This window comes from Constrictibacter sp. MBR-5 (assembly GCF_040549485.1).
GTDB lineage: Bacteria > Pseudomonadota > Alphaproteobacteria > JAJUGE01 > JAJUGE01 > Constrictibacter.
Genome location: NZ_JBEPTK010000023.1, coordinates 1 through 24155 on the forward strand (window position 1 = coordinate 1; position 24155 = coordinate 24155).

A 24155-nucleotide genomic window follows, 5' to 3' on the forward strand; every position below is an offset into this window, starting at 1 on the left:
CCGCGCGCCTTCTCTTCAGGCGCCTTGTCGATCTGGTCGTACGCCGTGAACTTCGCACCGCCCGTCTCGGCCAGGATCTTCGTGATCGCGGCCGTTAGCGACGTCTTGCCATGGTCGACATGGCCGATCGTTCCGATGTTGCAGTGCGGCTTGTTCCGCTCGAACTTTGCCTTCGCCATGGCTCGTACTCTTCTCGACGCGTCTACGGACACAGATCCCGCGGCGAACGGCCGCCGCTACCATTCAACTCGACACTCACCCCGCCGACCGCTACGGCCGGCGCCTGGAGCGGGTGACGGGAATCGAACCCGCACAACCAGCTTGGAAGGCTGGGGCTCTACCATTGAGCTACACCCGCACGCCAGGCGCGAGATTTGGTGGAGGGGGTTGGATTCGAACCAACGTAGGCGTACGCCAGCGGATTTACAGTCCGCCCCCTTTAGCCACTCGGGCACCCCTCCGCCGTCCCTGTGCCCTTACGCCACAAGGGCGGAAAGGTCTAAAAGACGATGTCTCAACAGGCAATGCGAAAATGCCGAGAGCGGCCATCTTCCCGTCCCTTTTGAGGATGGGCCGACGGACCGCCCCGGCAAAGCGAGCGGAACATAGAGAAGCGGATGGCGAAGCGCAAGACCGAGGACCACACCCGAAACAAGCCGAGAGCGCAGGAGAGGGGGCTGCTCTGGCTGTACGGTACCCACGCCGTTGCGGCCGCGCTGCGAAACCCGCGACGGCGCGTGCGGCGTATTCTCGCCCTGCCCGAAGCGGCGGCCGAGGCACGCGCCGCCGGTGCGGCCGGCGTCACGATCACGGAGTCGGACAAGGCGGGGATCGAACGGCATCTCCCGCGGGGCGCGGTCCATCAGGGCATAGCGGCGGAGGTCGAGGCGCTGCCGGCACTCGGCATCGAGGATGCGGTCGACATGGCGCAGGACCGGCCGCACACGCTGGTCGTCGTCCTGGACCAGGTCACGGATCCACAGAATGTCGGCGCCGTGCTGCGGAGCGCGACGGCGTTCGGCGCCACGGCGGTCGTCGTGCCGGAGAACGGCTCTCCCGAGGCGGGCGGCGCACTGGCGAAGGCGGCGGCAGGCGCACTGGAGACCATGCCGCTGATCCGTGTGGTCAACCTGAAGCGGGCGCTGGAAACGCTCAAGGCGGGGGGCTTCTGGTGTCTCGGGCTCGCGGGCGAGGCGACCGGCGACATTGCTGCGCACGACATGCGCGGCCGCACCGCGCTGGTCCTGGGCGCGGAAGGCGAAGGCATGCGTCGCCTGACGCGCGAGACCTGCGACCTGCTGGTCCGCATCCCCATCCTGCCGGAGATGGAGAGCCTGAACGTCTCCGCGGCGGCGGCCGTGTCGCTCTACGAGTGGCGCCGGCAGACCGGTGCGGGCTGAGCGGCGCAGGGCCGGCCGCACGGGCCGACGGCCAGTCCCAACGAAAACGCCCTCCCGCGAGGGAGGGCGTCGTCGAGCCAAGAAGGGCCGGAGCCTTACTTCAGCAGGGATTCCATCATCCAGATGGCTTCCTGATGCTTGCCGATGCGCTCGGCCATCAGGTCGGCGGTGGTCTGGTCGTCCACCTCGTCGGCCGCGTCCATGACGCTGCGCTCCTGTTCGATGATCGCCTTCCGGCTGGCGATCAGGTCGGCCACCATCTCCTTCCAATCGGTGCCACCCGGCTTCGGCTCCGACAGGTCGGTGAGCTTCTTGAAGCTGTCGAGCCCGCCGGGCGCGTAGCTGCCGAGGGCCCGCATCCGCTCGGCGATCTCGTCGATGGCCGGGAAGAGTTCCTCGTACTGCTCCTGCAGCATCTTGTGCAGGCCGTAGAAGTTCGGGCCCTGCACGTTCCAGTGATAGGCGTGCGTCTTGATCGTCAGTGCGTACGCGTTGGCCACGGCCCGTTCGAGGCCCTTCACGACATCCGCGGTGTTCTTGCCCTTAGCCATCTGGCTCTCCTAGTTTAGAACGGCTCTAAACATCAAACTCGGACTCAATCAACGTCGCTACGCCATTGTGGTTCACGCGCCGGTTACCGCGACATCCGGTCACAGCCCCGACCGTTCGTCAGAGACCGAGAACCGCCTTCGCCAGAATGCTCTTCTGAACCTCGTTCGACCCGCCGGCGATCGAGCGCGCGCGCGATTCGAAATATTCCGGCGCCATCCTGAAGAGATAGTCCGGCCCCACCGGCTCGCCGTTCCAGCCGCCGCGGATAGCGCTCGGCTCGAACGGCTGCGCGTAGTAGGCCCCGGCCTCCATCATCAGTTCGTTGATCTGCTTCAGCGTGTCGGCCGTCCGGGTCTTCAGTACGGAAGCCTCCGGCCCCACGGGGCGATCGGCGGATGCGCTGGCGAGCGTCCGCCACGACGTGAACTCCAGCACGCCGAGTTCCTGTTCCGACTCGGCGACCTTGCGGCGGAACGCCGGATCGTCGATCAGCCGCGCGCCGTCACGGCGCTCGGCGGCGGCGATCGCCTTCAGCTTTGCCAGCAGTCGCTTGCCGATCGATACGAACGAGCCGTTGGACCGCTCGTGCCCGAGCAGGTACTTGGCGACCCGCCACCCCTGCCCCTCCTCACCGACGCGATCGGCCACGGGCACCCGTACGTCGTCGAAGAATTCCTGGTTGAAGATGTGCCGACCGTCGAGGGTGATGATCGGCCGGACGGTGACGCCTGGCGCCTTCAGGTCGATCAGCAGGCAGGTGATGCCGTCCTGCTTCTTGGGCTCCGTCGAGGTGCGCACCAGAGCGAACATGCGGTCGGCGCAATGGGCCTGGGTGGTCCAGATCTTGGTGCCGCTGACCACATAATGATCGCCGTCCCGCACCGCCTTCATCTGCAGCGAGGCCAGGTCCGAGCCCGAGCCGGGCTCGGAATAGCCCTGGCACCAGATCTCTTCGCTCGACAGGATCTTCGGCAGGTAGCGCCGCTTCTGGTCCTCCGTGCCGAAGGCCAGGAGCACGGGACCGACCATGCGCGTGCCGTAGTGGATGATGCGCGGCGCACCGGCGAGGAAAAGTTCCTCCTCGAAGACGTATTTCTGCTCGGTGGTGAAACCGGGACCGCCGTCGGCCTTGTCCCAGTTCGTCGCGACCCACCCCTTCTCGGAGAGGATGCGCATCCAGCGAACATTGTCGTCGCGCGTGAGTTCGATGCCGCGGTCGACCTTCTCCCAGATGTCGCGCGGCAGGTTGTCGCGCACCCAGGCGCGCACCTCGGCGCGAAACGCTTCGACCTCGGGCGAAAGGCTGATGTCCATATCGTCCCCCTTGCCGCAGAAGGCCCGGCGAGAGCGGGCGGAACGCCCCGGTGCGACGCATCGGCTTCCGGGGCGCGGCCGTCCTACCCGGCTTCGGCGGAGGTGTCAGGCGTCGATGAGCGCCGTCGCCGTGCCGCTGACGACTTCCTTGCCGTCCTGATTGGTGGTCGAGATCGTCAGGTCGGCATAATGCTTGCCGCCCTCCTCACGGATCTCCGCCACGGTCGCCTTCGCGTCGAGGGTGTCGCCCGGCCAGACCTGATTGGTGAAGCGGACGCCGTACTTGATTACCCGGCCGGCGCCGACATAGTTGGTCAGCATCTTGCCGGTCAGGCCCATGGTGAGCATCCCGTGCGCAAAGACGCTGGGATATCCTGCCGCCTGGACCGTATAGATCTCGTCGGTGTGCAGCGGGTTGTAGTCGCCCGACGCACCGGCGTACTGGACGATCTGGGTGCGCGACAGGTTCTCCACGACGCGCTCTTCGTGCGTATCGCCGACCTTAAGCTTGCTCGCCTTGAGTGCCATCGTCCGTCCCCTCAGCCCTGGTCCACCGGACGCTCGGTCGTCACGCCGACGCCCCGCGCGGTGACGACGAGTTCGCCGTTCTGATCGCGATACTCGGTGATCCGCTCGCGGAAGGTGAGCTTGCCGGCGCGCTTGCTCTCCTTCTCCCAGGTCTTGCCGGGCTTCGTCTCGACGGTCAGCACGTCGCCCGGACGGACCTGGCGGTGGAACTCGAAATGCTGCTCGGCATGCAGGCCGCCGCTGGACGCCGGCTTGCCCTCGATGCCGCTCGGCGTCTTGCCGGACCCGAACCAGGGCTGCCCCGGCTTCGGCCGCAGATGATAGTCGGGGTCGAACTGGGCGACAGCCTGGGGAAAAGTCGGCGGTACGACGATGCCGCCGGCATCGGTCTGCTTCGCCTTCTCGGCGTCGTGGTAGGCCGGGTTCTCGTCGCCGATCGCACGCGCGAACATCATGATGTGCGAGGCTTCCACCGGGAAGGTTATCTTGGCCAACGGGGCTCCTCCTCCTTATGAACGGCCGCCGGAAGGCGGCCCGCGGAGGCAGCATACCCTCGCACCCCGAGGACCGAAACAGGGGGACTCGGGACCCACGACGCCGAGACGGCCGTCGCTCAGCCGGCCAGTTCGCGCGAGCGGCGCGTCGCGGCTTCCACGGCCGCATCGAGGAGCGGCTGGAGCCCATCAGGGGCCATCAAGACCTCTAGGGCGGCGGCCGTCGTCCCGCCGGGACTGGTCACGTTCCTGCGCAGCACGTCGGCCGGCTCGGGCGACAGGCGCGCCAGTTCGCCCGAGCCCGATACGGTGGCCCGCGCGAGCTTGGCCGCCAGGTCCGGCGACAGGCCCGCCTTGACGCCGGCGGCGGCGAGCCCCTCGATCAGCAGAAACACGTAAGCGGGGCCGCTACCGGACACGGCCGTGACGGCGTCCATCAGCGCTTCGTCGCCGATCCAGGCGACCTCGCCGACGGCTTCGAGCAACTGCTGGCTGAGCGCCATCTGCTCGGGCGAAACGTTTCGGTTGGCGAAGAGGACCGTGATCCCCCGCCCCACCGCCGCCGGCGTATTGGGCATCGCGCGGATGATGGCGGCGCGGCTGCCGAGATGGGCTGCGAACGACCCGACGGGCTTGCCCGCGGCAATGCTGAGGAAGACGGTCTGCGGCCGGACGAAGCGCCCATAGTCCGGCACCACCTCGTCCATCGACTGCGGCTTCACCGCAAACACCACGATGTCCGGCTGGAAGTGCGGCGCCACCCCCTCGATTCCCTTGGACAGGAAGACACCCGGCTTGTCGCGGAAGCCCGCGACCGAAGCGGCGGCAGGCTCCACGACCACGACCTGCTCGACGATCCGCCGTTCGAGCCAGCCTGTCAGCATGGCCCCGCCCATCTTGCCGCAGCCGACGAGCAGCATCTTCGCACCGACCGCCATGATCACGCTTCTCCCACAGGCTGCAGCATCGCCGCCGTGATCGCATCGCGCGGCGATTTTCCGCCCCAGATGCAGAACTGGAAGGCAGGGTAGAAGCGATCGCTCTCGGCGATGGCGAGGTCGACCAGATCCTCCAGCTGCTCGACGCTGGCGCCGCGCGCGCCGCGGAGCAGGATCGCATGGCGGAAGGTCAGGAGATTGTCCTCGGGCACGACGGCGAAATGGCCGAGCCAAAGCTTGTCGTTGGCGATCGAGAGGAGTTCGTTGACGGGCGCCCGGCGCGGCGCGGCCACCGCCATCTCGCAGGCACAGCAGAACTGCAGGAGACTCATCTCCTCGCGCCACGCGAAGAAGAGGTCGTATTCGGTCCAGCGGCCGCGAATCCCGGCAACCAATTCGTTGTCGCTGGTCCGGTCGAACGCCCAGTCGTTGGACGTCACGATCTCCTCGATCAGGTCCAGCGGATTGGCCGGGACACCTGTCGACTCGGCGAGGAGTTCCCTCATGCCATTGCCCCCCTGGGCACATGTTCGGACGGTTTCGGCGCCGGCGGCGCCCCTGTCACGCTGCGGCTGAGCCCGATTCGGGACCTCATACGCGATCCCGGCCGAAACACCACGGCAGTAGCGTGCCAAAAGCCCGAATCACACGCAAGCGCGATCCGATATATTGTGTTCCTGCGCAGCCGCCACCCCAGGGGCTGCGGTTTCACCTGGTGGGCGCACGATCCTCGGATGCGGCAGCCGCCTTCTGCGCCAGGGCCTCCTCAAGCGCGGCGACACGCGCCGCGAGGTCTTCCTGCTCGCTGCGCGCCTTCGCCGCCATCGCCTTGACGACTTCGAACTCCTCGCGCCGCACCAGGTCCATGTCGGCGAGCAGGCGCTGCATGCGATCGCGCACCAGAGCTTCGACCTCGGTGCGCAGCCCTGCCGCGGCACCCATCGCGCCGTTGGCGACCCGCGCGATGTCGTCGAAGAACCGGTTGTTGGTTTGCATCGTCGAAGCCCTCGCTCTAGCCTTCGGCTGGATTTGGGTATCCGCGGCTACGGGCGCAACGCGGCACAGCCACTCTATCGTCGGTCGGCGGCCGCGGTCCCGGCCCTGTTTCCTTGATCAAGGTGCTCCGCGCATGATCGTCGTCACCGGAGGTGCCGGCTTCATCGGGTCCAACCTGCTGGCGGCGCTGGAAGCGCGCGGCGAACGCGATCTCGTCGTCTGCGACCGGCTGGGGAGCGGCGGCAAGTGGCGGAACATCGCCAAGCGCGAGATCGCCGACATCCTCCCGCCGGAACGGCTCTTCGACTTCCTCGCCGCGCATGCGGAGGAAGTGAGGCTGGTCTTCCATCTGGGTGCGATCAGCGACACGCGCGAGACCGACGCCGACCGCCTCGTCGACTGCAACCTCGCCCCGACCCTCGCCCTCTGGCAGTGGTGTGCCGAGCACGGCGTGCGCTTCGTCTATGCCTCGTCGGCGGCCACCTACGGCGACGGCACCCAGGGCTTCGACGACGATCCGTCGCCGGAAGCGCTGGGCCGGCTGCGTCCGCTGAACGGCTATGCGTGGAGCAAGCTGGCGGCCGATCGCCGCTTCGTTCGGCTGACCGGGCGCGGCGACGCCAAGCCCGCGCAGTGGGCCGGCCTGAAGTTCTTCAACGTCTACGGTCCGAACGAGTACCACAAGGAGGGGATGCGCTCCGTCGTGGTCCAGGCCTATGAACAGATCGCCGCTGGCGAACCGGTCCGGCTGTTCCGTTCGGACAGGCCCGACGTCGCAGACGGCGGGCAGTTACGCGACTTCATCTGGGTCGAGGACTGCGTCGACGTGATGCTCTGGCTGCTCGACGATCCCGCCGTGAGTGGCCTGTTCAACGTGGGCACCGGCACCGCCCGCAGCTTCGCCGACCTCGCGGGTGCCGTCTTCGCCGCGCTCGACCGTCCGCCGAACATAGAGTATGTCGACATGCCGCAGGCGCTGCGCGGCCGGTACCAGTATTTCACGCAGGCACGCACGGAGCGCCTGCGCGCGGCCGGATTCGATCGGCCGTTCACCAGCCTGGAAGACGGCGTGGGGCGGTATGTCCGCGACTTCCTCTCCGCTCCGGACACCTACCGCTGACCAGAACCGGAACTCATGGCCCTCGCCCTCCCCTTTCCGATGATCGATCCGGTCCTGGTCGAGATCGGACCGTTCGCCATCCGCTGGTACGCACTCGCCTATATCTGCGGGCTGATGATCGGCTGGCGTTACGTGCGCCATCTCTCCGCCCTGCCGCCGACGATCATGTCGCGCGAGCAGGTGGACGACCTGCTCGTCTGGGTGACGCTGGGGGTAATCCTGGGCGGCCGCCTCGGCTACGTGCTGTTCTACCAGCCGGGCTATTATCTCGGGCATCCGCTTGAGGCGCTCGCGGTCTGGCACGGCGGCATGTCCTTCCATGGCGGCCTGCTCGGCGTGCTGATCGCAGGCTGGTTGTTCTCGCGCCGCAACGCCCTGCATCCGCTGCGCGTCGGCGATGCGATCGCCTGCGCTGCACCGATCGGCATCTTTCTCGGCCGCGTGGCGAATTTCGTGAACAGCGAACTCTGGGGCCGGCCCGCGGACGTGCCATGGGCGTTCGTCTTCCCGAATGATCCGCAGCAGGTGCCCCGCCATCCGAGCCAGCTCTACGAGGCCGCACTGGAGGGTATCGTGCTCTTCGTGCTGCTCTTCGCCCTGTCGCGCAATCGCGCGATCCGCGAACGGCCCGGCTGCCTCGGCGGTGTCTTTCTCGCCGGCTACGCGCTCGCGCGGATGACGGCTGAGTTCTTCCGCCAGCCGGACGCCTTCATCGGCTTCCTGGCCGGCGGCGTCACGATGGGGCAGATCCTGTCCGTGCCGCTGCTGCTCGCCGGCCTGTTCCTGATCGTGCGCGCGCGGCGGCACAACCCCGTGCCGGGGTGACCACGCCGCTGGCAGACCTGCTGCGCCGGCGGATCGCGCAGCAGGGACCGATCACGGTCGCCGCGTTCATGGCCGAGGCGCTCGGCCATCCGCGCCACGGCTACTACATGCGTCGCGACCCGTTCGGCACCGCCGGTGACTTCGTCACTGCACCCGAGATCAGCCAGATGTTCGGGGAACTGCTCGGCCTGTGGTGCGCCGAGCGGTGGCTCGCGATGGGTCGGCCCGCGAAGGTGGCGTTGGTCGAACTGGGGCCGGGGCGCGGGACGCTGATGAGCGATGCGCTGCGCGCGGCACGCGGCGTGCCCGGCTTCCTGGCCGCGCTTTCGGTACATCTGGTCGAGACGAGCCCGCCCCTCCGCGCGGCGCAGCGCGCCACCCTCGCCACGGTTGAAGTTCCCGTCGCCTGGCATGACGGGGTCGAGAGCGTGCCGCCGGCCCCGATGCTGCTGCTCGCCAACGAGTTCCTCGACGCCTTGCCGATTCGGCAGTTCGTGCGGATGCCGGCGGGCTGGCACGAGCGGATGATCGGCTGGCACGACGGCGCGTTCCATTTCACGGTAGCCCCCGGCCGCTCCCCACTGGCCGACGCGCTGTCGCCGGCGGCCTCGGGAGCCCCCCTGGGCGCAGTCGCGGAACTCTGCCCACCGGCGATCGCACTGGCCGGGACGGTGGCGGCCCGCATTCGAGCAGCCGGCGGTGCTGCGCTGTTCGTCGACTACGGCCATGCCCGCAGCGCCGCGGGCGACACGCTCCAGGCGGTGCGCAATCACCGTCACGTGCCCGTGCTGGAGGCCGCCGGGGAGGCCGACATAACCGCCCATGTCGATTTCGAAGCCGTCGCACGCGCCGCCGGCGAGGCGGGCGCGACCGTCCTGGGTCCCGTCGATCAGGGCACGCTCTTGCGCCGTCTCGGCATAGAGACACGCGCGGCGACGCTGGCACGGGCGGCACCGGCCAAGGCTGCACAGGTCGAAGCCGCGTGCCGCCGCTTGATCGCACCGGGCGAGATGGGCACCTTGTTCAAGGCGCTGGCGGTCATCGCCCCCGGTCAGACGACGCCCGCCGGGTTCGAGCTGACGGCACCGACGGGCGCAGGTCCATCCCAGGGAGGCGAAGCAAGGTGATCGCGGTCGATCTGCTCTCCGAGAGTCCCCGCGTACGCCACGGGTTCTTCACCCGCCAGGGCGGCGTGAGCGAAGGACTCTATGGTTCGTTGAACTGTGGCCTGGGCTCCGCCGACGACCGTGACGCGGTAGTCGAGAACCGGCGGCGCGTCGCCGCCAGCCTGGGAGCACCGCGCGATTCGCTCACGACGGCCTATCAGATACACAGTGACAAGGTCCTGGTCGTCGACCGGCCATGGGAAGCGGATAGCCCGCCGAGCGCCGACGGCCTGGTGACCTCGACCCCCGGGGTCGTCGTGGGTGCACTGGCCGCCGACTGCGCCCCGGTGCTGTTCGCCGAGCCGGATGCCGGCGTCGTCGCAGCCGCCCACGCCGGATGGAAGGGCGCACTGGGCGGCATCGTCGAGGCGACCGTTGCCGCCATGTGCGGCCTGGGCGCCCGGCGCGACCGCATTCGTGCCGTCGTCGGCCCGGCGATCGGGCCGGCGTCCTACGAGGTTGGGCCCGAGTTCCGCGCCCGGTTCGTCGAGGCCGATCCTTCCAATGCGCGGTTCTTCACGACCTCGGCGAAACCGGGGCATCACATGTTCGACCTGCCGCGCTATGTCGGCGAGCGCCTGGATCGCCTCGCTCTGGCGGGCGTCGACGTGGTCACGGCCGACACCTGCGCCGACGAGAACCGCTTCTTCAGCTATCGGCGCTCCTGCCTGCGCGGCGAGCCGGATTACGGCCGAGGCGTGTCGGCGATCGTGCTGGACGGTTAGGCAGGACCCGCATGCCGCATCTCATCCTGTTCTTCGCGATGCTGACGCTGGGTGCGCTCGCCAGCTGTGTCCTGATCTGACATGCGGATCTGCGGTCGCGTCCTCGCCCTCCTCTGCCTGCTCGCGCTCGGGGCCTGCGATCCGACGCCTCGCGTCTTCGCGTCGATGGACGACGAGGCCCTCGCCGCCGTGCCGGCGGCGACCGGGGTTATGGTGGCACCCATCCAGGGACTGCCGCAGGCGATCGACGCGGAACTGCGCAAGGCCATCACGGGCGCACTCCAGGCCCAGGGCATACCCGCGACGACGGCGAGCGCCGGCCGTGCCCAGGCGACGCTGGTCGGCCAAGCGGACCTGGCGACAGGCAATACCGGTACCCCCACCTTCATCGCCTGGACGCTGGCGGATCCGGAAGGGCGGCCGCTCGCGAGCTTCACGGGTACGGCGGCGCTCGCCCCCGGCCGTATCGTCCAGGAGAATCCCGGCGCCCTGTCGAACATCGTGCGGCAGGTGAACGAAGCGCTCGCGGGGGCCGGGCGCCGTCCGCTGACCCGGCCTGCGGCAGCGTCGAGGACGGCGATCCCGGTCGTGTCCGTTCTGCCGGTGGAGGGCGCGCCCAGCGACGGCCGCGAGGTCCTCGCCGACGCGTTGCGCAGCGCCCTGCGCGGCCATGGACTGCGCGTCGCCGACGGCATCGACGCCGAGGGCCTGATCGTCTTCGGCGACGTCCTGGTCGAGCCGGTGGGCGATACACAGGAGAAGGTATCGATCAGTTGGCAGGTGCGGTGGCCGGACGGGCGCGAACTGGGCGTCGTGTCGCAGTCCAACACCGTGCCGCGCGGCGCGACCGCCAGCAGCTGGACGCCCGTGGCACCGGTCGTCGCCAGCAACGCCGCCGATGGCATCGCGCGGCTGGTGCGCCAGGATCTGCCGGCAACGAGGGCCGGCGGAACACCAGCGCGCTAAGCCGGTTTACACGTCAAGGCCGCGTTGCTATTTTGCGCGCGCTCGGTTCGGGGGCCGCCCGCACCGCGACATCCCATGAGCTGCAGGTCGCAGAAGCCCCTAGGTCCGCCTCGCGCGGCGACATCCTTTCGGGCCGGCGGCGTCGATTAGGGACCGCGATGAAGATCCTAGCCGGAAACAGCAATCGCCCGCTCGCCGCGGCGATCAGCGCCTATTTGAACCTCCCGCTCACAGCGGCCACGATCAAGCGGTTCTCCGACCTGGAGGTCTTCGTCGAGATCGAGGAGAACGTGCGCGGCGAGGACGTGTTCATCGTCCAGTCGACGTCCTTCCCGGCCAACGACAATCTGATGGAGCTCCTGGTCACCCTCGACGCGCTGCGTCGCGGGTCGGCACGCCGGGTGACGGCGGTCCTCCCCTATTTCGGTTATGCGCGCCAGGATCGTAAGACGGGGCCGCGCACGCCGATTTCGGCGAAGCTGGTGGCGAACCTGATCACCGTCGCCGGCGCCGACCGCGTGCTGACGATGGACCTGCATGCCGGCCAGATCCAGGGCTTCTTCGACATCCCGACGGACAACCTCTATTCCGCGCCGGTCTTCGTGCGCGACATCCAGGAACGGTACAACGGCGACGATCTCGTCATCGTCTCGCCGGACGTCGGCGGCGTCGTGCGCGCCCGGGCGGTGGCGAAGCGGCTGGAGTGCGACCTGGCCATCATCGACAAGCGCCGCGAGCGCGCCGGCGTCTCCGAAGTCATGCACATCATCGGCGACGTCGAGGGTCGACGCTGCATCCTGATCGACGACATCGTCGATTCCGCCGGCACGCTCTGCAACGCGGCGGTCGCCCTGCGCAAGTCGGGGGCCACCGCGGTTTCCGCCTATGTGACGCATGGGGTGCTCTCGGGCGGTGCGGTCGCGCGGGTCGCCTCCTCGCCGATCGAGTTGCTCGTCACGACCGACAGTATCCAGGCGACGGAAGCCGTGCGGGTCGCCAGCAACCTGCGGCAGCTGACGATCGCACCGCTGCTGGGCGAGGCCATGCGCCGGATCTCCGAGGAGCGGTCGGTTTCCAGCCTGTTCGACTGACGCATGCAGCGGCCGGCGCCGTCCGAACGCCTTCGATGGCTTGGGGCTGGCGAAATCCGACGCTTTGGACCATATGAGCGCCGCGCGAAGGCGCGGTGCCTGAGGAGTAGTGAAGAATGAGCGAAGTCGTCACCATCGAAGCCGCGGTCAAGGGGACCGCCGGCACCAGCACGGCGCGGGTCGCCCGGCGCGAAGGCCGCGTCCCCGGCATCGTCTATGGCGGCGACGGCCAGCCGATGATGATCACGGTCGAGGAGCGCGCGCTGATCCGGCTGATGAACAAGGGCGGCTTCTTCAGCCACCTTTGGGACCTGAAGGTCGACGGCAAGTCGATGCGCGTGGTCGCGCAGGACCTCCAGGTGCACCCGGTTTCCGACAAGCCGCTGCACATCGACTTCAAGCGCGTTCGCGCCGGCGAAAAGATCACCGTCGAGGTGCCGGTCCACTTCCTCAACGAAGAGCAGTCCCCCGGCCTGAAGCGCGGCGGCATGCTGAACATCGTCCGGCATGAGGTCGAACTGGTCTGCGATCCCGACAAGATCCCGGACTCGGTCGACTTCGACCTGTCGGGCCTGCAGATCGGCGACAGCATCCACATCAGCGCGACGACGTTGCCGTCGGGCGTCACCCCGGCGATCACCGACCGCGACTTCACCGTCGCCACGATCGCGGCGCCGACCGTCGTCAACGAGGAAGCGGAAGCGGAGGCCGACGCGGCCGAAGCCAGGGCAGCAGAGGCCGAGAGCGAGCAGGAATAGCAGTCGGCTGCGATGCGGCTTCTCGTCGGACTGGGCAATCCCGGCCCGAAATACGCCCGTCACCGCCACAATGTCGGGTTCCTGGCCATGGATGCGATCGCCTCGCGCCATGGCTTCCCGCCGTTCCGGCAGCGCTTCCAGGGCGAGGTCAGCGAGGGCCGTCTCGGCAACGAGCGGGTCGCGCTGCTGAAGCCGCTGACCTATATGAACGAGTCGGGTCGGTCCGTGGGCGCCGCAGCGCGCTTCTACAAGCTGGCGCCGCCGGACGTGGTGGTCATGCATGACGAGCTTGACCTGGCGCCCGGCAAGGTGCGGGTGAAGCAGGGTGGCGGTGCGGCCGGTCACAACGGCCTGCGCAGCATCGACGCCCATCTCGGCAACGACTACTGGCGGGTCCGCATCGGCATCGGGCATCCGGGCCATCCCGATCGCGTGACGGGCTGGGTGCTCAACGACTTCGCCAAGGCCGACGCGGAGTGGCTGGAAGCGATGCTGGATGCCGTCGCCGACGCCGCACCGCTGATCGCGGCGGGCGACGCGGCCAACTTCATGAATCGCGTGGCGCTGCTCACGCAGCCGCCGCGCTAGTGCGGCGCACCAGCCGGGGACTTCGGACGTCATGGGCTTCAACTGCGGCATCGTCGGGCTGCCGAACGTCGGCAAGTCGACTCTCTTCAACGCGCTGACGGCGACCGCGGCCGCGGAGGCGGCGAACTATCCGTTCTGCACCATCGAGCCGAACGTCGGCCGGGTGTCCGTTCCCGACCCGCGCCTCGACACGCTGGCGGCGATCGCCAAGTCGGCGAAGATCATCCCGACCCAGCTCGAGTTCGTCGACATCGCCGGCCTCGTCCGCGGCGCCAGCCGCGGCGAAGGCCTGGGCAACCAGTTCCTCGCGAACATCCGCGAGGTCGACGCCATCGCGCACGTGCTGCGCTGCTTCGACGGCGGCGAAGTCACCCACGTCGAGGGCTCGATCGACCCGATCCGCGACGCCGAGACGGTCGAGACCGAACTGATGCTCGCCGACCTGGACAGCATCGAGCGGCGCTACGACCAAGCGGTCAAGCGGGCGCGCGGAACCGATCGCGAGGCCAAGGAGCAGGTCGCGGTGATGGAGCCGATCCTGGCCGCGCTGCGCGACGGCCGCCCGGCCCGCACCGTGAAGGTGGACCCGCTGCTGCAGCCCCGCGTCGACCAGCTGCAGCTGATGACGGCGAAGCCGGTGCTCTACGTATGCAATGTCGAGGAAGGATCCGCTGCATCCGGCAACGCCCTGTCGGCGCGGGTCGCCGAGAAGGCCGCCGCCGAGGGCGCGGCGCACGTCGTGATCTCCGCGGCCATCGAGGCCGAAGTCTCGCAACTCGCCGATCCGGCCGACAAGCAGGAGTTCCTGGAAAGCCTGGATCTCACCGAGCCCGGCCTCAACCGCGTCATCCGCGCCGGTCACGATCTGCTGGGCCTGCTGACCTTCTTCACCGTCGGCCCGAAGGAAGCACGGGCCTGGACCCTCACCCGAGGCAGCAAGGCGCCGCAGGCGGCCGGCGTGATCCACACCGATTTCGAGCACGGGTTCATCTGTGCCGAAACCATCGCCTACGCCGACTTCGTCGCGTGCAAGGGCGAGCAGGGTGCGAAGGACGCCGGCAAGATGCGGCAGGAAGGCCGCGACTACGTCGTCCAGGATGGTGACGTGTTCCACTTCCGCTTCAACGTCTCGCGCCGCGCCGGCTGAACCGGACGCGCCGGCGCGATACGCGCCGGAGGAGAGCTTTCAGGGCCGGGCTCTCCGCTCCTGCCCGGCCGCGCGCACCCGACTTGGTTAAGCCGCCGGCAGCGGCTCCGGCGTCAACGTGAAACCGCACTCCCGAACCATGTCGCGCAGCACCGGCACGCACTTGCCGCACTGCGGCACGCAGCCGTGATGCTTGTAGATCCGTGCGACGGAGCCCGGACAGGAGGCCATCGCCTCCCTCACCTTGCGCTCGTTCAGCGCATTGCAGATGCAGACGTACAACGCGGGCTCCGTGGGAAAGGGGAACCGGAGGGTAGTCCGTAACGGCACGACCGATAGGCCATCTGCGAATGAGTGTCAATACGACCGTGCACGCGCTTGCGGAGACGGCCCGCCGCCATGCGAAGCCAGTTGCGGGCGCGGCACCTCCCCGTCACTATGGATGCAACTAAGCCCGGCTCCAGAGACCGGGCATCCCGCGAACAGCGGGGATCCAGGGAGAGAACATGGTCCAGAGAGCGCGTGCGCAGTGCGCCCATCCCCCCGTCCGCCCTCCTTTCTGCGACATGGGGATGGCGCGATGGGTACCGTCCAGCCGCTGAAGCGTCCGGCCGCGGCCGCGCCGGGGCGGACTCTGCTGGAAGTACGCGACGTGGTCGTCCGATTCGGCGGCATCGTGGCGCTCGACAAGGTCTCCTTTGAGATCAGGGAGCATGAGGTTCTCGGGCTGATCGGCCCGAACGGGGCCGGCAAGACGACGATGTTCAACTGCCTCTCTCGGCTCTACACGCCGAACGAGGGCCGTATCGTCTTCGACGGCCAGCCGATCCTGCAGCGCTCGCCGCACCGCATGGCCGAGGCCGGAATCGGCCGCACGTTCCAGAACGTCGCGCTGTTCCGCACGCTCACGGTCCTGCAGAACGTGATGATCGGCGGGCACACGCGCACACGCGGCGATTTCTTCAGCGATGCGCTTGGACTGCCCTGGTCGCGGCGTGCGAACCGGGCCCTCGAGGACGCCGCGTGGGAAGCGATCGACTATCTCGACCTCCAGGCGGTCGCCCACCTGCCGGTCGCAGGGCTTCCGTTCGGCACCCAGAAGCGGGTCGAACTGGCGCGCGCACTGACCAGCCGCCCCCGCCTCCTGCTCCTCGACGAGCCGGCGGGCGGGCTGAACCACGAGGAGGTCGACGAACTCGGCCGCCTGATCCGGCAGATCCGCGCCGACCGCGGCGTGACGGTGCTGCTGGTCGAACATCACATGAGCCTGGTCATGGCCGTCTCCGACCGGGTCGTAGCGCTCGATTTCGGCCGCAAGATCGCCCAGGGCACGCCCGCCGAGATCCAGCGGAACGAGGACGTGATCCGCGCCTATCTCGGGACGGAAGGCCGATGACGGCTCTACTGGAAACACGCGGCCTGGAAGCCTTCTACGGCCAGACCCGCGCATTGCACGGCCTGGACTTCGACCTCCACGAAGGTTCGGTCACCACCATCCTCGGCGCCAACGGCGCCGGCAAGACGACGACGCTGCGCGCCGTCTGCGGCATGATCCGCACGGCGGGCGAGATCCGCTTCGACGGCAAGCCGATCCGCGGCCGCGCCACCGAGGACGTGGTCCGGCTGGGCATCGCGCACGTGCCGGAGGGGCGCGGCACCTTCGTGCGCCTGACGGTCGAGGAGAATCTGCGCCTCGGCGCGATTACGCGCGGCGGCGGGCGCGAGGTTCTTGACGACATCGACCGCGTCTACGGCCATTTCCCGCGCCTGAAGGAGCGCCGCGCCCAACAGGCGGGCACACTGTCTGGCGGCGAGCAGCAGATGCTGGCGGTGGGCCGGGCGCTGATGCTGCGGCCGCGGCTGATGCTGCTCGACGAACCGTCCTTCGGCCTGGCACCGCTGATCGTTCGCGAGCTCTTCGGCATCCTGAAGCAGATCAACCGCGAGAGCCGCGTGTCCATGCTGCTCGTCGAACAGAATGCGTCGCTGGCGTTGGAACTGGCCGACCACGCGTACCTGCTCGAGACCGGACGCGTCGTGATGTCGGGTCCGGCGACGGAGATCCGCGAGGACGAGAGCGTCCGCAGATCGTACCTGGGGTATTAGCGCGATGGATCTTCTCCTACACCAGATCCTCGCCGGCTTGGCCACGGGCGGCATCTATGCCTGCATGGCGCTCGCGGTGGTCATGATCTACCAGGCGATCGACCACTTCAATTTCGCCCAGGGCGAGATGGCGATGTTCTCGACCTTCATTGCCTGGCAGCTCATCACCTGGGGCATGCCCTATTGGGCCGCCTTCTTCCTGACCATCGCGATTTCCTTCGCCGGCGGCGTTCTGGTCGAGCGGATCGTCTTCAAACCGATCCAGAACGCACCCGTACTGAGCCACGTCGTGGTCTTCATCGCGCTCTTCTCGATCTTCAACAGCCTCGCCGGCTTCTTCTGGGAGTTCACCATCAAGGTGTTCCCCAGCCCGTTCCCGGAATGGCTGCACATCGGCACCTTCATCGGCGCGCACCAGACGGGCATGGTGCTGGTTACCCTGGTCCTCCTCGGCCTGCTCTACATGTTCTTCCGCTTCACCTCGGTCGGGCTGGCGATGCGCGCGGCAGCGCAGAACCCGGAATCGGCCCGTCTCGTCGGCGTGCGCGTCGGCTGGATGGTGGCGCTCGGCTGGGGCATGGCGTCGGCGATCGGCGCGGTGGCGGGCATGATGATCGCGCCCGTCGTCTTCCTCGAGCCGAACATGATGCTGGGCATCATCCTGTACGGCTTCGCCGGCGCCGTGGTCGGCGGCCTGAACAGCCCGGGCGGCGCGGTGGTCGGCGGCTTCGCGGTCGGCGTCGTGGAGAATATCGCCGGCACCTTCATCCCCTATTTCGGCAGCGAGCTGCGGCTCACCATCGCCCTCATCCTGATCGTCGGCGTGCTGATGATCCGGCCGAGCGGGCTCTTCGGACGCAGGACGGTGACCCGGGTATGACGATGCAGACGGACATGACGCATCCCGCCGAGACGGTCCAGCACCAGCCGCGGCGCCTTCCGCCGTCCGGGCATCTTGCCGGCATCTCGATCCGCGGCTGGCGCCTGATCTGGCTGCTCGCTGGCATCGCCGTCGCGCTGGCGCTGCCGTTCCTGGTGAAGAACTTCACCGTCTTCCAGCTGACCCAGGCGCTGGTCTACGCCATCGCCATCCTCGGCCTCAACCTGCTGACCGGGTTCAACGGCCAGTTCTCGCTCGGCCACAGCGCCTTCTATGCGATCGGCGCCTACACGGCGGCGATCCTGATGGACCGCTACGACGTGCCCTATTGGGCGACGCTGCCGCCGGCCGGGGTGATCTGCCTCGCTGTCGGATTCCTCTTCGGCCTGCCCGCGCTGCGGCTCGAGGGGCTCTATCTGGCCCTTGCCACCTTCGCTCTCGCCGTGGCCACGCCGCAGCTGCTGAAGTTCACGCCGATCGAGGAGTTCACCGGCGGCGTGCAGGGAATCGTGATCATGAAGCCGGACGCACCGTTCGGCCTGCCGCTGTCGCCGGACCAGTGGCTTTACTTCTTCACGCTCTTCGTCGTCGCGATCCTCTTCGCCTGTGCCGCAGGCCTGATCCGCAGCCGCACCGGCCGCGCCATGATGGCGATCCGCGACAATCCGATCGCGGCGAAGTCGATGGGGATCAACACGTCCCTCTACAAGTCGCTCACCTTCGGCGTCAGCGCGCTCTACACCGGCGTCGCCGGCGCGCTGGGCGCGATTGTCGTGCAATTCGTGGCACCGGACAGCTTCACCTTCCTCCTGGCGATCACCTTCCTCGTCGGCCTCGTCGTGGGCGGCGTCGGGTCGATCCCGGGGGCGATCTTCGGCGGCCTGTTCGTGCTCTTCATGCCGAACATCTCCGAATCGATTGCCGAGGACGTGAAGGGCCTGACCTGGGCGATCTACGGGGCGCTGCTGATCCTCGTGATCTATGTGATGCCGACCGGAGCGGCCGGCCTCGCGCGTCTCGTGGCGCACCGTCTCGTGCGCCGCGGCTGAAGAAGAGCCCGGCGGCCGGGCGGCCGAAGGGCGACAACGGGAGCATCGGAGGAGGAAACGATGGCGAGGATGGCGAGACTGACGACCACGGCGGCGGCGATCGCGCTGGCGCTGTCACTGGGCGGTGTCTTCGCGGGCGACGCGTCTGCCGCGGAGAAGAAGTACGGCCCGGGTGTCACCGACACCGAGATCAAGATCGGCAACACCAGCGCCTACAGCGGGCCCGCGTCGGCGTACGGCACGATCGGCAAGACGATCGACGCCTACTTCAAGAAGATCAACGACGAGGGCGGCATCAACGGCCGCAAGATCAACTTCATCTCCTACGACGACGGTTACAGCCCGCCGAAGACCGTCGAGCAGACGCGCAAGCTGGTCGAGAGCGACGAGGCCCTGCTCGTCTTCCAGGGGCTGGGCACGCCGCCGAACTCGGCCATCCACAAATACATGAACGCGAAGAAGGTGCCGCAGCTGTTCGTGGCGACGGGGGCCACCAAGTGGGGCGACCCGGAGAAGTTCCCGTGGACGATGGGGTGGCAGCCGAACTACCAGAGCGAAGGGCGCATCTACGCGGCATACCTGCTGAAGAACAAGCCCGACGCGAAGATCGGCATCCTCTTCCAGAACGACGACTACGGTAAGGACTATGTGAAGGGACTGAAGGACGGCCTCGGCGACAAGGCGAAATCGATGATCGTCGCCGAATATTCCTACGAGACGAGCGATCCGACGATCGACTCCCAGGTCGTCAACCTGAAATCTTCGGGCGCGGACGTTTTCTACAACATCACGACGCCGAAATTCGCAGCCCAGGCGATCAAGAAGGCGGGAGAGATCGGCTGGAAGCCGCTCCAGATCCTCAACAACGTCTCGAACTCGCCCGGCGCCGTGCTGAAGCCTGCCGGCCTGGAGCATGCGCAGGGCCTGCTGACCGCCTTCTACCACAAAGACCCGACCGACCCGCAGTGGAAGGACGACGCGGCGTGGAAGGAATGGTCCGCCTTCATGGACAAGTACTATCCGGACGGCGACAAGAGCAGCACTTTCACCGTGTTCGGCTACCTCGCTGCACAGACGATGGTGCACGTCCTGCAGCAGGCGGGAGACGACCTGACGCGCGAGAACGTCATGAAGCAGGCGGCGTCCATCAAAGACCTGAAACTCGGCATGATGCTGCCCGGCATCCTGCTCAACACGGGCCCGAAGGATTTCTTCCCGATCGAGCAGATGCAGTTGGCCCGCTTCAAGGACAGCCAGTGGGAGCTCTTCGGCGAGGTGATCAGCGGCGAAGTCGGCAGCTGACGGGCCGCGGCTCCGCATAAACGGCCGAACGGGGCTCGCAGCGACCGCTGCGGGCCCCGTCTGCCTGAGGCCCCGTGGCGAAATGCCGCGGGCATCAGCCATGATATCCGCAATCTCCCGATGTGTTTACGCTCACTGCCGAGCCGGTTGCGGGTCGCCTGTGCGCCGCCGGTGTGCAAATGTGCCTCCGGTTCGTAGACCGGCGGCCACGCGCCGCCTCTTCCGCTCAGGTCCTTCCCCGGCCGTCGCAGCGGGGTGCGAGACGGCGATCGGCGGCACAGCCGCCACGAAAAGCGGTGCGGGAGTCGGGAAGCGCTGTCGTGAACCTACCATCGCTCGATCTGGCCCGTTCGGTCGAACGCGACGCCGCCCGCGTCGACCGGCTGATGGAGGACGTCGCCCGCTCGATGCTGTCGGGCGCCGGACCGCTGACCGACCAGCAACGCGCGCTGATGTGGGGCGTCGTGACCGATATCGTCCGTTCGGTCCATCGCCGCATCGCGGCGGCGCTCGGTGAAGCGGTAGCCGATGGCCGCGCGCCAAGCGCCGTTGCGGCATGTGCGGCGGACGCCGTGACCGGACCGTCGGGACAACGCGTCGAGGACATCGTCGCCCGCAGCGCGTTCACGCGGGACACCCGGTTGGTCCGCCTGGTCTTCGCCCGGATCGAGGCGCACCGCCTGGCGGAGGTCATGCGCCCGCCAGGCAGCGCCGGTCCCGATCCGGAGAGCAGCGGCATTCTGGATCGCGCGGATCTCGACCGCTGCCACGATCAGCAGATGGCGCATCTCGACGAATATGGCGACCCACGCCTGCCCCTCGACGACCTGCCGCCGGACATGGTCGAGGCGATCCATTGGCAGGTGGCGGCAGCGCTGCGCGTCCTGCTGATCGAGACCGAGGCGGTCGACCTGGTGGCGGCGGACGATGCAATCGAAGCCGCCGTCGCGTCCGTCCTGCGCCAGCCCGCGCCACTGCCCGAGGCCGAGCGGCAGGACCGTCAGGCGGCGATCCCCCCCGAGGCCCTGGTCCGGGCGCTAAAGCGCGGCGACGTTTTCCTCTTTCTGATGCTGCTCGGCCAGATCTCGGGCCTTACTCTCGGCCGTCTCCAAGCGATGGCCTTCGGCCGCGGGACCCTGGAGTTCGCGACGCTCTGCCGGGCGATCGACGTGCAGCGGACCGTGTTCGCGGAGCTGCATCTGCTGGTCGGTCAGCACTCTTCCGGCAAGGTCCGCGATCCCCGGGCGCTCGCTGAAGCCATGCACGCCTTCGACGGGATCGACCCGGACGAGGCACGCGACCTGCTGCGCCTCTGGCGGCGCCATCCGCGCTACGCCGGGGCCATCCGGCGCATCACGGATGGCTGATGCCGTTCACGCCCGATGCGTGCGGTGCCGCTCGCGCGGCCGGGCGTAAAATTCTTCGATCGCCGACCAGGCCGCCTCCGCCGTGTCTACATAGGTGAAGATCTCGAGATCGTGCGGCGAGATCACCCCCTCGTCGGCCATCGCCTCGAAATCGACGATGCGGCGCCACCAGGCTTCGCCGAACAGCAGCACCGGGATCGGCTCGATCTTGCCGGTTTGGATCAGCGTCAGGGCCTCGAACAGCTCGTCCATGGTGCCGAAGCCGCCGGGGAAGCAGACCAGGGCCCGCGCCCGCATCAGGAAGTGCATCTTCCGGATGGCGAAATAGTGAAACTGAAAACTGAGCTTCGGCGTGATGTACGGGTTGGGGGCCTGCTCGAACGGGAGAACGATGTTCAGGCCGATGCTTTCGGCACCGACATCGCTCGCGCCGCGGTTCGCCGCCTCCATGATGCCGGGGCCGCCGCCCGTCACGACCACATAGCAGCGCTCCGGCCCGCACTGACCGACGCGCGACGCGATCGCGGCAAAGCGCCGGGCCTCGGCATAGTAGCGGCTCCGCTCGAGCACCCGCCGCGCCCGCCCGACATCCTGTGCGGCATCGGCGCTCTCCCCGGCCTCGCGCAGCTTCTCTTCGGCCGCCGCCAGACCGCGCTCGGCCTCCTCGGGAGCCGGCGTCCGCGCGCTGCCGAACACCACGATGGTCGAGACGATGTTCTCTTCCTGAAGCGCCAGCTCCGGCTTCAGGAGCTCCAGCTGCAGGCGCACCGGCCTCAGCTCGTCGCGCAACAGGAAGTCGTCATCGTGGAAGGCGAGCCGATAGGCCGGAGACCGCGTCTGGGGGGTATCCTCGACCTGCTCCGCCGCCTCGACATCCTCGTCGGCGGTGGGAAAAATCCTGTCCTTGTCGTCGCGCCTGACCATCTGTTCTCCTCGAGCCGACTTGCGCAGCGTGGCTGCCGCCTCGCGACAACGCGGCAGCAGGCCGGGTGGTTCGTGGACGCGCCCGCGGAAGCCCGCGTTGCCCACATCGAGCGATTCCGGTAAAACGCGCCCCTGCGGCGCGAGAGGGACCCCTATGGCAGCCTATCAGTACATCTACGTGATGAAGGACCTGGGCAAGACCTTTCCCGGCGGCAAGAAGGTGCTGGAGAACATCTGGCTCTCCTTCCTCCCCGGCGCGAAGATCGGCGTCCTCGGCCCCAACGGCGCCGGCAAGTCGACCCTGCTGAAGATCATGGCGGGCCGCGACGACAGTTTCACGGGCGAAGCCTGGGCAGCCGAAGGCGTCAAGGTCGGGTTCCTGGAACAGGAGCCGCACCTCGACGCCTCGAAGTCCGTCATGGAGAACGTGATGGAGGGCGTTGCCGAGGCGAAGGCCCTGCTCGACCGGTTCAACGAGCTCAGCGCCCGCTTCGCCGAACCGCTCGACGACGACGAGATGAACGCGTTGCTCGCGGAGCAGGGCGAGCTTCAGGAAAAGCTCGACGCGACCGACGGCTGGGAGGTCGAGCGTCAGGTCGAGATCGCCATGGACGCCCTGCGCTGCCCGCCCGGCGACGCCGCGGTCGACAAGCTGTCGGGCGGCGAGAAGCGCCGCGTCGCGCTCTGCCGCCTGCTGCTGTCGAAGCCGGACATGCTGCTGCTCGACGAGCCGACCAACCATCTCGATGCCGAGTCGGTGGCGTGGTTGGAGCGCTTCCTCCACGACTACCAGGGCACCGTGGTGGCCGTCACCCATGACCGCTACTTCCTCGACAACGTCGCCGGCTGGATTCTCGAGGTCGACCGCGGCAAGGGCCTGCCCTTCGAAGGCAACTACACCGCCTGGCTGGAGCAGAAGGAAAAGCGCCTCGCCCAGGAGGAGAAGCAGGAGAGCGCGCGGCAGAAGTCGATCCACCAGGAACTGGAGTGGGTCCGGCAGAACCCGAAGGCGCGGCAGGCGAAGAGCAAGGCGCGCCTTCAGGCCTATGAGCAGATGGTTTCGGAAGCGGGACGCCAGACCCTGGACACGGCGCAGATCGTCATTCCGCCGGGACCGCGGCTGGGCGATGTCGTCATTGAGGCCGACCATCTCAGCAAGGCGTTCGGCGACCGGCTGCTGATCGACGACCTGAACTTCAGTCTGCCGCCGGGCGGCATCGTCGGGGTGATCGGCCCCAACGGCGCGGGCAAGACGACCCTCTTCCGCATGATCACCGGCAGCGAGACGCCGGGCGGCGGCGCGCTACGCAAGGGCGACACCGTCAAGCTGGGCTATGTCGACCAGAGCCGCGACGCCCTCTCGGCGAAAGCCACCGTCTGGGAAGAGATTTCCGGCGGCAGCGACGTCATCGAACTCGGCAAGCGCCAGGTTCCGAGCCGCGCCTATGTCGCGAGCTTCAACTTCAAGGGCCCGGACCAGCAGAAGAAGGTCGGCCAGCTGTCGGGCGGCGAACGCAATCGCGTTCACCTCGCCAAGATGCTGAAGTCGGGCGCGAACGTCCTGCTGCTCGACGAGCCGTCGAACGACCTGGACGTCGACACCCTGCGTGCGCTCGAAGAGGCGCTGCTCGATTTCGCCGGATGCGCCGTGGTGATCAGCCACGATCGCTGGTTCCTCGACCGGATCGCGACGCACATCCTCGCCTTCGAGGGTGACAGCCACGTCGAATGGTTCGAAGGCAACTATGCCGACTACGAGGCGGACAAGCGCCGGCGCCTCGGGCATGAAGCCGACCAGCCGCACCGGATCAAATACAAGCCGATCGCCCGGTAGGCCACGCTCAGCCGACGGCGCCGGTCGGAAACGATGAGGGGGAGTGCTTCGGCCGAAGCACTCCCCCTTCTTCTTGACCTTCGTC

The 24155-nt window shown here is 68.0% G+C and carries 27 protein-coding genes and 2 tRNA genes; 17 read left to right on the top strand and 12 right to left on the bottom strand.

All coding sequences use genetic code 11. The features are described 5' to 3' along the window. The 3 genes from ABIE65_RS25750 to ABIE65_RS25760 form a co-directional block, all read right to left on the bottom strand. Window positions 1–179, bottom strand: a 179-nt coding sequence (locus ABIE65_RS25750) for a GTP-binding protein (RefSeq protein ID WP_354081678.1), incomplete at its 3' end; no start/stop codon positions are given. A gap of 105 nt (window positions 180–284) precedes the next feature. After that, window positions 285–358, bottom strand: a tRNA-Gly gene (locus ABIE65_RS25755). A 17-nt stretch (window positions 359–375) separates the two neighbouring features. Then, window positions 376–461, bottom strand: a tRNA-Tyr gene (locus tag ABIE65_RS25760). Window positions 462–617: 156 nt separating this feature from the next. On the opposite strand from ABIE65_RS25760, the gene rlmB reads away from it, so the two are divergent. Beyond that, the gene (gene rlmB / locus ABIE65_RS25765) at window positions 618–1400 is read left to right on the top strand and encodes a 23S rRNA (guanosine(2251)-2'-O)-methyltransferase RlmB (RefSeq protein WP_354081633.1); all 783 of its coding nucleotides are present in this window, start codon (window positions 618–620) and stop codon (window positions 1398–1400) included. Window positions 1401–1495: 95 nt separating this feature from the next. Here rlmB and ABIE65_RS25770 read toward each other — a convergent pair whose 3' ends face one another. The 7 genes from ABIE65_RS25770 to ABIE65_RS25800 form a co-directional block, all read right to left on the bottom strand. Further along, entirely contained in the window at window positions 1496–1951 is a 456-nt protein-coding gene (locus ABIE65_RS25770) for a Dps family protein (protein WP_354081634.1), read from the bottom strand. 118 nt (window positions 1952–2069) lie between these two features. Beyond that, the gene (locus ABIE65_RS25775) at window positions 2070–3266 is read right to left on the bottom strand and encodes an acyl-CoA dehydrogenase family protein (protein ID WP_354081635.1); all 1197 of its coding nucleotides are present in this window, start codon (window positions 3264–3266) and stop codon (window positions 2070–2072) included. A 105-nt stretch (window positions 3267–3371) separates the two neighbouring features. Next, the gene (locus tag ABIE65_RS25780; RefSeq protein WP_354081636.1) at window positions 3372–3794 is read right to left on the bottom strand and encodes a MaoC family dehydratase; all 423 of its coding nucleotides are present in this window, start codon (window positions 3792–3794) and stop codon (window positions 3372–3374) included. Between the two features lie 11 nt (window positions 3795–3805). Then, window positions 3806–4288: an FAS1-like dehydratase domain-containing protein gene (locus ABIE65_RS25785; protein ID WP_354081637.1), complete on the bottom strand. Its 483-nt coding sequence runs from the start codon at window positions 4286–4288 to the stop codon at window positions 3806–3808. A 119-nt stretch (window positions 4289–4407) separates the two neighbouring features. After that, window positions 4408–5226 (bottom strand): pyrroline-5-carboxylate reductase, encoded by an 819-nt coding sequence (gene proC, locus ABIE65_RS25790; RefSeq protein ID WP_354081638.1) that lies wholly within the window; start codon window positions 5224–5226, stop codon window positions 4408–4410. A 2-nt stretch (window positions 5227–5228) separates the two neighbouring features. Further along, on the bottom strand, window positions 5229–5732 hold the full coding sequence (locus ABIE65_RS25795) for a type III secretion system chaperone family protein (RefSeq protein WP_354081639.1): 504 nt from the start codon (window positions 5730–5732) through the stop codon (window positions 5229–5231). A gap of 202 nt (window positions 5733–5934) precedes the next feature. Further along, window positions 5935–6222: an accessory factor UbiK family protein gene (locus ABIE65_RS25800; RefSeq protein ID WP_354081640.1), complete on the bottom strand. Its 288-nt coding sequence runs from the start codon at window positions 6220–6222 to the stop codon at window positions 5935–5937. Window positions 6223–6355: 133 nt separating this feature from the next. On the opposite strand from ABIE65_RS25800, the gene rfaD reads away from it, so the two are divergent. The 9 genes from rfaD (at window position 6356) to ychF (ending at window position 14608) form a co-directional block, all read left to right on the top strand. Further along, complete coding sequence (gene rfaD, locus ABIE65_RS25805; protein ID WP_354081641.1) at window positions 6356–7342, top strand: ADP-glyceromanno-heptose 6-epimerase; 987 nt, start codon at window positions 6356–6358, stop codon at window positions 7340–7342. A 15-nt stretch (window positions 7343–7357) separates the two neighbouring features. Continuing rightward, window positions 7358–8167, top strand: a complete 810-nt coding sequence (lgt, locus tag ABIE65_RS25810) for a prolipoprotein diacylglyceryl transferase (RefSeq protein WP_354081642.1) — start codon at window positions 7358–7360, stop codon at window positions 8165–8167. After that, a complete protein-coding gene (locus ABIE65_RS25815; protein ID WP_354081643.1) occupies window positions 8164–9294 on the top strand; it encodes a class I SAM-dependent methyltransferase in 1131 nt (376 codons plus the stop codon). Before lgt ends, ABIE65_RS25815 begins: the two co-directional genes overlap by 4 nt. Continuing rightward, complete coding sequence (gene pgeF / locus ABIE65_RS25820) at window positions 9291–10058, top strand: peptidoglycan editing factor PgeF (RefSeq protein WP_354081644.1); 768 nt, start codon at window positions 9291–9293, stop codon at window positions 10056–10058. The genes ABIE65_RS25815 and pgeF overlap by 4 nt, the downstream gene beginning before the upstream one ends. An 81-nt stretch (window positions 10059–10139) precedes the next feature. Then, the gene (locus ABIE65_RS25825; RefSeq protein WP_354081645.1) at window positions 10140–11024 is read left to right on the top strand and encodes a hypothetical protein; all 885 of its coding nucleotides are present in this window, start codon (window positions 10140–10142) and stop codon (window positions 11022–11024) included. A gap of 158 nt (window positions 11025–11182) precedes the next feature. Continuing rightward, on the top strand, window positions 11183–12115 hold the full coding sequence (locus tag ABIE65_RS25830; protein WP_354081646.1) for a ribose-phosphate pyrophosphokinase: 933 nt from the start codon (window positions 11183–11185) through the stop codon (window positions 12113–12115). 116 nt (window positions 12116–12231) lie between these two features. Then, the gene (locus ABIE65_RS25835) at window positions 12232–12873 is read left to right on the top strand and encodes a 50S ribosomal protein L25/general stress protein Ctc (RefSeq protein ID WP_354081647.1); all 642 of its coding nucleotides are present in this window, start codon (window positions 12232–12234) and stop codon (window positions 12871–12873) included. Window positions 12874–12885: 12 nt separating this feature from the next. After that, a complete protein-coding gene (pth, locus tag ABIE65_RS25840) occupies window positions 12886–13461 on the top strand; it encodes an aminoacyl-tRNA hydrolase (protein ID WP_354081648.1) in 576 nt (191 codons plus the stop codon). Between the two features lie 31 nt (window positions 13462–13492). Then, a complete protein-coding gene (ychF, locus tag ABIE65_RS25845) occupies window positions 13493–14608 on the top strand; it encodes a redox-regulated ATPase YchF (RefSeq protein WP_354081649.1) in 1116 nt (371 codons plus the stop codon). Between the two features lie 87 nt (window positions 14609–14695). Here the strand turns inward: ychF and ABIE65_RS25850 are convergent, their stop codons facing one another. Further along, on the bottom strand, window positions 14696–14890 hold the full coding sequence (locus tag ABIE65_RS25850; protein ID WP_354081650.1) for a (2Fe-2S)-binding protein: 195 nt from the start codon (window positions 14888–14890) through the stop codon (window positions 14696–14698). A 298-nt stretch (window positions 14891–15188) separates the two neighbouring features. On the opposite strand from ABIE65_RS25850, the gene ABIE65_RS25855 reads away from it, so the two are divergent. The 6 genes from ABIE65_RS25855 (at window position 15189) to ABIE65_RS25880 (ending at window position 21312) form a co-directional block, all read left to right on the top strand. Then, window positions 15189–16004 (top strand): ABC transporter ATP-binding protein, encoded by an 816-nt coding sequence (locus tag ABIE65_RS25855; protein WP_354081651.1) that lies wholly within the window; start codon window positions 15189–15191, stop codon window positions 16002–16004. Next, window positions 16001–16714 (top strand): ABC transporter ATP-binding protein, encoded by a 714-nt coding sequence (locus ABIE65_RS25860; RefSeq protein WP_354081652.1) that lies wholly within the window; start codon window positions 16001–16003, stop codon window positions 16712–16714. Before ABIE65_RS25855 ends, ABIE65_RS25860 begins: the two co-directional genes overlap by 4 nt. 4 nt (window positions 16715–16718) lie before the next feature. Further along, complete coding sequence (locus tag ABIE65_RS25865) at window positions 16719–17594, top strand: branched-chain amino acid ABC transporter permease (RefSeq protein WP_354081653.1); 876 nt, start codon at window positions 16719–16721, stop codon at window positions 17592–17594. Beyond that, the gene (locus ABIE65_RS25870) at window positions 17591–18643 is read left to right on the top strand and encodes a branched-chain amino acid ABC transporter permease (protein ID WP_354081654.1); all 1053 of its coding nucleotides are present in this window, start codon (window positions 17591–17593) and stop codon (window positions 18641–18643) included. The genes ABIE65_RS25865 and ABIE65_RS25870 overlap by 4 nt, the downstream gene beginning before the upstream one ends. Window positions 18644–18703: 60 nt before the next feature. Next, a complete protein-coding gene (locus ABIE65_RS25875; protein ID WP_354081655.1) occupies window positions 18704–19945 on the top strand; it encodes an ABC transporter substrate-binding protein in 1242 nt (413 codons plus the stop codon). A 320-nt stretch (window positions 19946–20265) separates the two neighbouring features. Next, window positions 20266–21312 (top strand): DUF2336 domain-containing protein, encoded by a 1047-nt coding sequence (locus tag ABIE65_RS25880; RefSeq protein ID WP_354081656.1) that lies wholly within the window; start codon window positions 20266–20268, stop codon window positions 21310–21312. Window positions 21313–21318: 6 nt separating this feature from the next. On the opposite strand, the gene ABIE65_RS25885 is transcribed toward ABIE65_RS25880, so the two are convergent. Further along, on the bottom strand, window positions 21319–22236 hold the full coding sequence (locus ABIE65_RS25885; RefSeq protein WP_354081657.1) for an LOG family protein: 918 nt from the start codon (window positions 22234–22236) through the stop codon (window positions 21319–21321). 154 nt (window positions 22237–22390) lie between these two features. Here ABIE65_RS25885 and ettA point away from each other — a divergent pair, with 154 nt between their 5' ends. Continuing rightward, window positions 22391–24070 carry an energy-dependent translational throttle protein EttA gene (gene ettA / locus ABIE65_RS25890; protein ID WP_354081658.1) on the top strand — a complete coding sequence of 560 codons (1680 nt, stop codon included), beginning with the start codon at window positions 22391–22393 and terminating at the stop codon, window positions 24068–24070. The last annotated feature ends 85 nt before the right edge of the window (window positions 24071–24155 follow it).

Excerpts from the sequence above, each read along its gene's own strand:
- ABIE65_RS25795 (WP_354081639.1), bottom strand. The coding sequence starts at position 5,732 with ATGAGGGAACTCCTCGCCGAGTCGACAGGTGTCCCGGCCAATCCGCTG.
- ABIE65_RS25770 (WP_354081634.1), bottom strand. The coding sequence starts at position 1,951 with ATGGCTAAGGGCAAGAACACCGCGGATGTCGTGAAGGGCCTCGAACGG.
- lgt (WP_354081642.1), top strand. The coding sequence starts at position 7,358 with ATGGCCCTCGCCCTCCCCTTTCCGATGATCGATCCGGTCCTGGTCGAG.
- ABIE65_RS25870 (WP_354081654.1), top strand. The coding sequence starts at position 17,591 with ATGACGATGCAGACGGACATGACGCATCCCGCCGAGACGGTCCAGCAC.
- ABIE65_RS25830 (WP_354081646.1), top strand. The coding sequence starts at position 11,183 with ATGAAGATCCTAGCCGGAAACAGCAATCGCCCGCTCGCCGCGGCGATC.
- ettA (WP_354081658.1), top strand. The coding sequence starts at position 22,391 with ATGGCAGCCTATCAGTACATCTACGTGATGAAGGACCTGGGCAAGACC.
- ABIE65_RS25780 (WP_354081636.1), bottom strand. The coding sequence starts at position 3,794 with ATGGCACTCAAGGCGAGCAAGCTTAAGGTCGGCGATACGCACGAAGAG.
- proC (WP_354081638.1), bottom strand. The coding sequence starts at position 5,226 with ATGGCGGTCGGTGCGAAGATGCTGCTCGTCGGCTGCGGCAAGATGGGC.
- ABIE65_RS25865 (WP_354081653.1), top strand. The coding sequence starts at position 16,719 with ATGGATCTTCTCCTACACCAGATCCTCGCCGGCTTGGCCACGGGCGGC.
- ABIE65_RS25775 (WP_354081635.1), bottom strand. The coding sequence starts at position 3,266 with ATGGACATCAGCCTTTCGCCCGAGGTCGAAGCGTTTCGCGCCGAGGTG.
- ychF (WP_354081649.1), top strand. The coding sequence starts at position 13,493 with ATGGGCTTCAACTGCGGCATCGTCGGGCTGCCGAACGTCGGCAAGTCG.
- ABIE65_RS25800 (WP_354081640.1), bottom strand. The coding sequence starts at position 6,222 with ATGCAAACCAACAACCGGTTCTTCGACGACATCGCGCGGGTCGCCAAC.
- rlmB (WP_354081633.1), top strand. The coding sequence starts at position 618 with ATGGCGAAGCGCAAGACCGAGGACCACACCCGAAACAAGCCGAGAGCG.
- ABIE65_RS25855 (WP_354081651.1), top strand. The coding sequence starts at position 15,189 with ATGGGTACCGTCCAGCCGCTGAAGCGTCCGGCCGCGGCCGCGCCGGGG.
- ABIE65_RS25885 (WP_354081657.1), bottom strand. The coding sequence starts at position 22,236 with ATGGTCAGGCGCGACGACAAGGACAGGATTTTTCCCACCGCCGACGAG.
- ABIE65_RS25825 (WP_354081645.1), top strand. The coding sequence starts at position 10,140 with ATGCGGATCTGCGGTCGCGTCCTCGCCCTCCTCTGCCTGCTCGCGCTC.
- rfaD (WP_354081641.1), top strand. The coding sequence starts at position 6,356 with ATGATCGTCGTCACCGGAGGTGCCGGCTTCATCGGGTCCAACCTGCTG.
- pth (WP_354081648.1), top strand. The coding sequence starts at position 12,886 with ATGCGGCTTCTCGTCGGACTGGGCAATCCCGGCCCGAAATACGCCCGT.
- ABIE65_RS25835 (WP_354081647.1), top strand. The coding sequence starts at position 12,232 with ATGAGCGAAGTCGTCACCATCGAAGCCGCGGTCAAGGGGACCGCCGGC.
- ABIE65_RS25875 (WP_354081655.1), top strand. The coding sequence starts at position 18,704 with ATGGCGAGGATGGCGAGACTGACGACCACGGCGGCGGCGATCGCGCTG.
- ABIE65_RS25860 (WP_354081652.1), top strand. The coding sequence starts at position 16,001 with ATGACGGCTCTACTGGAAACACGCGGCCTGGAAGCCTTCTACGGCCAG.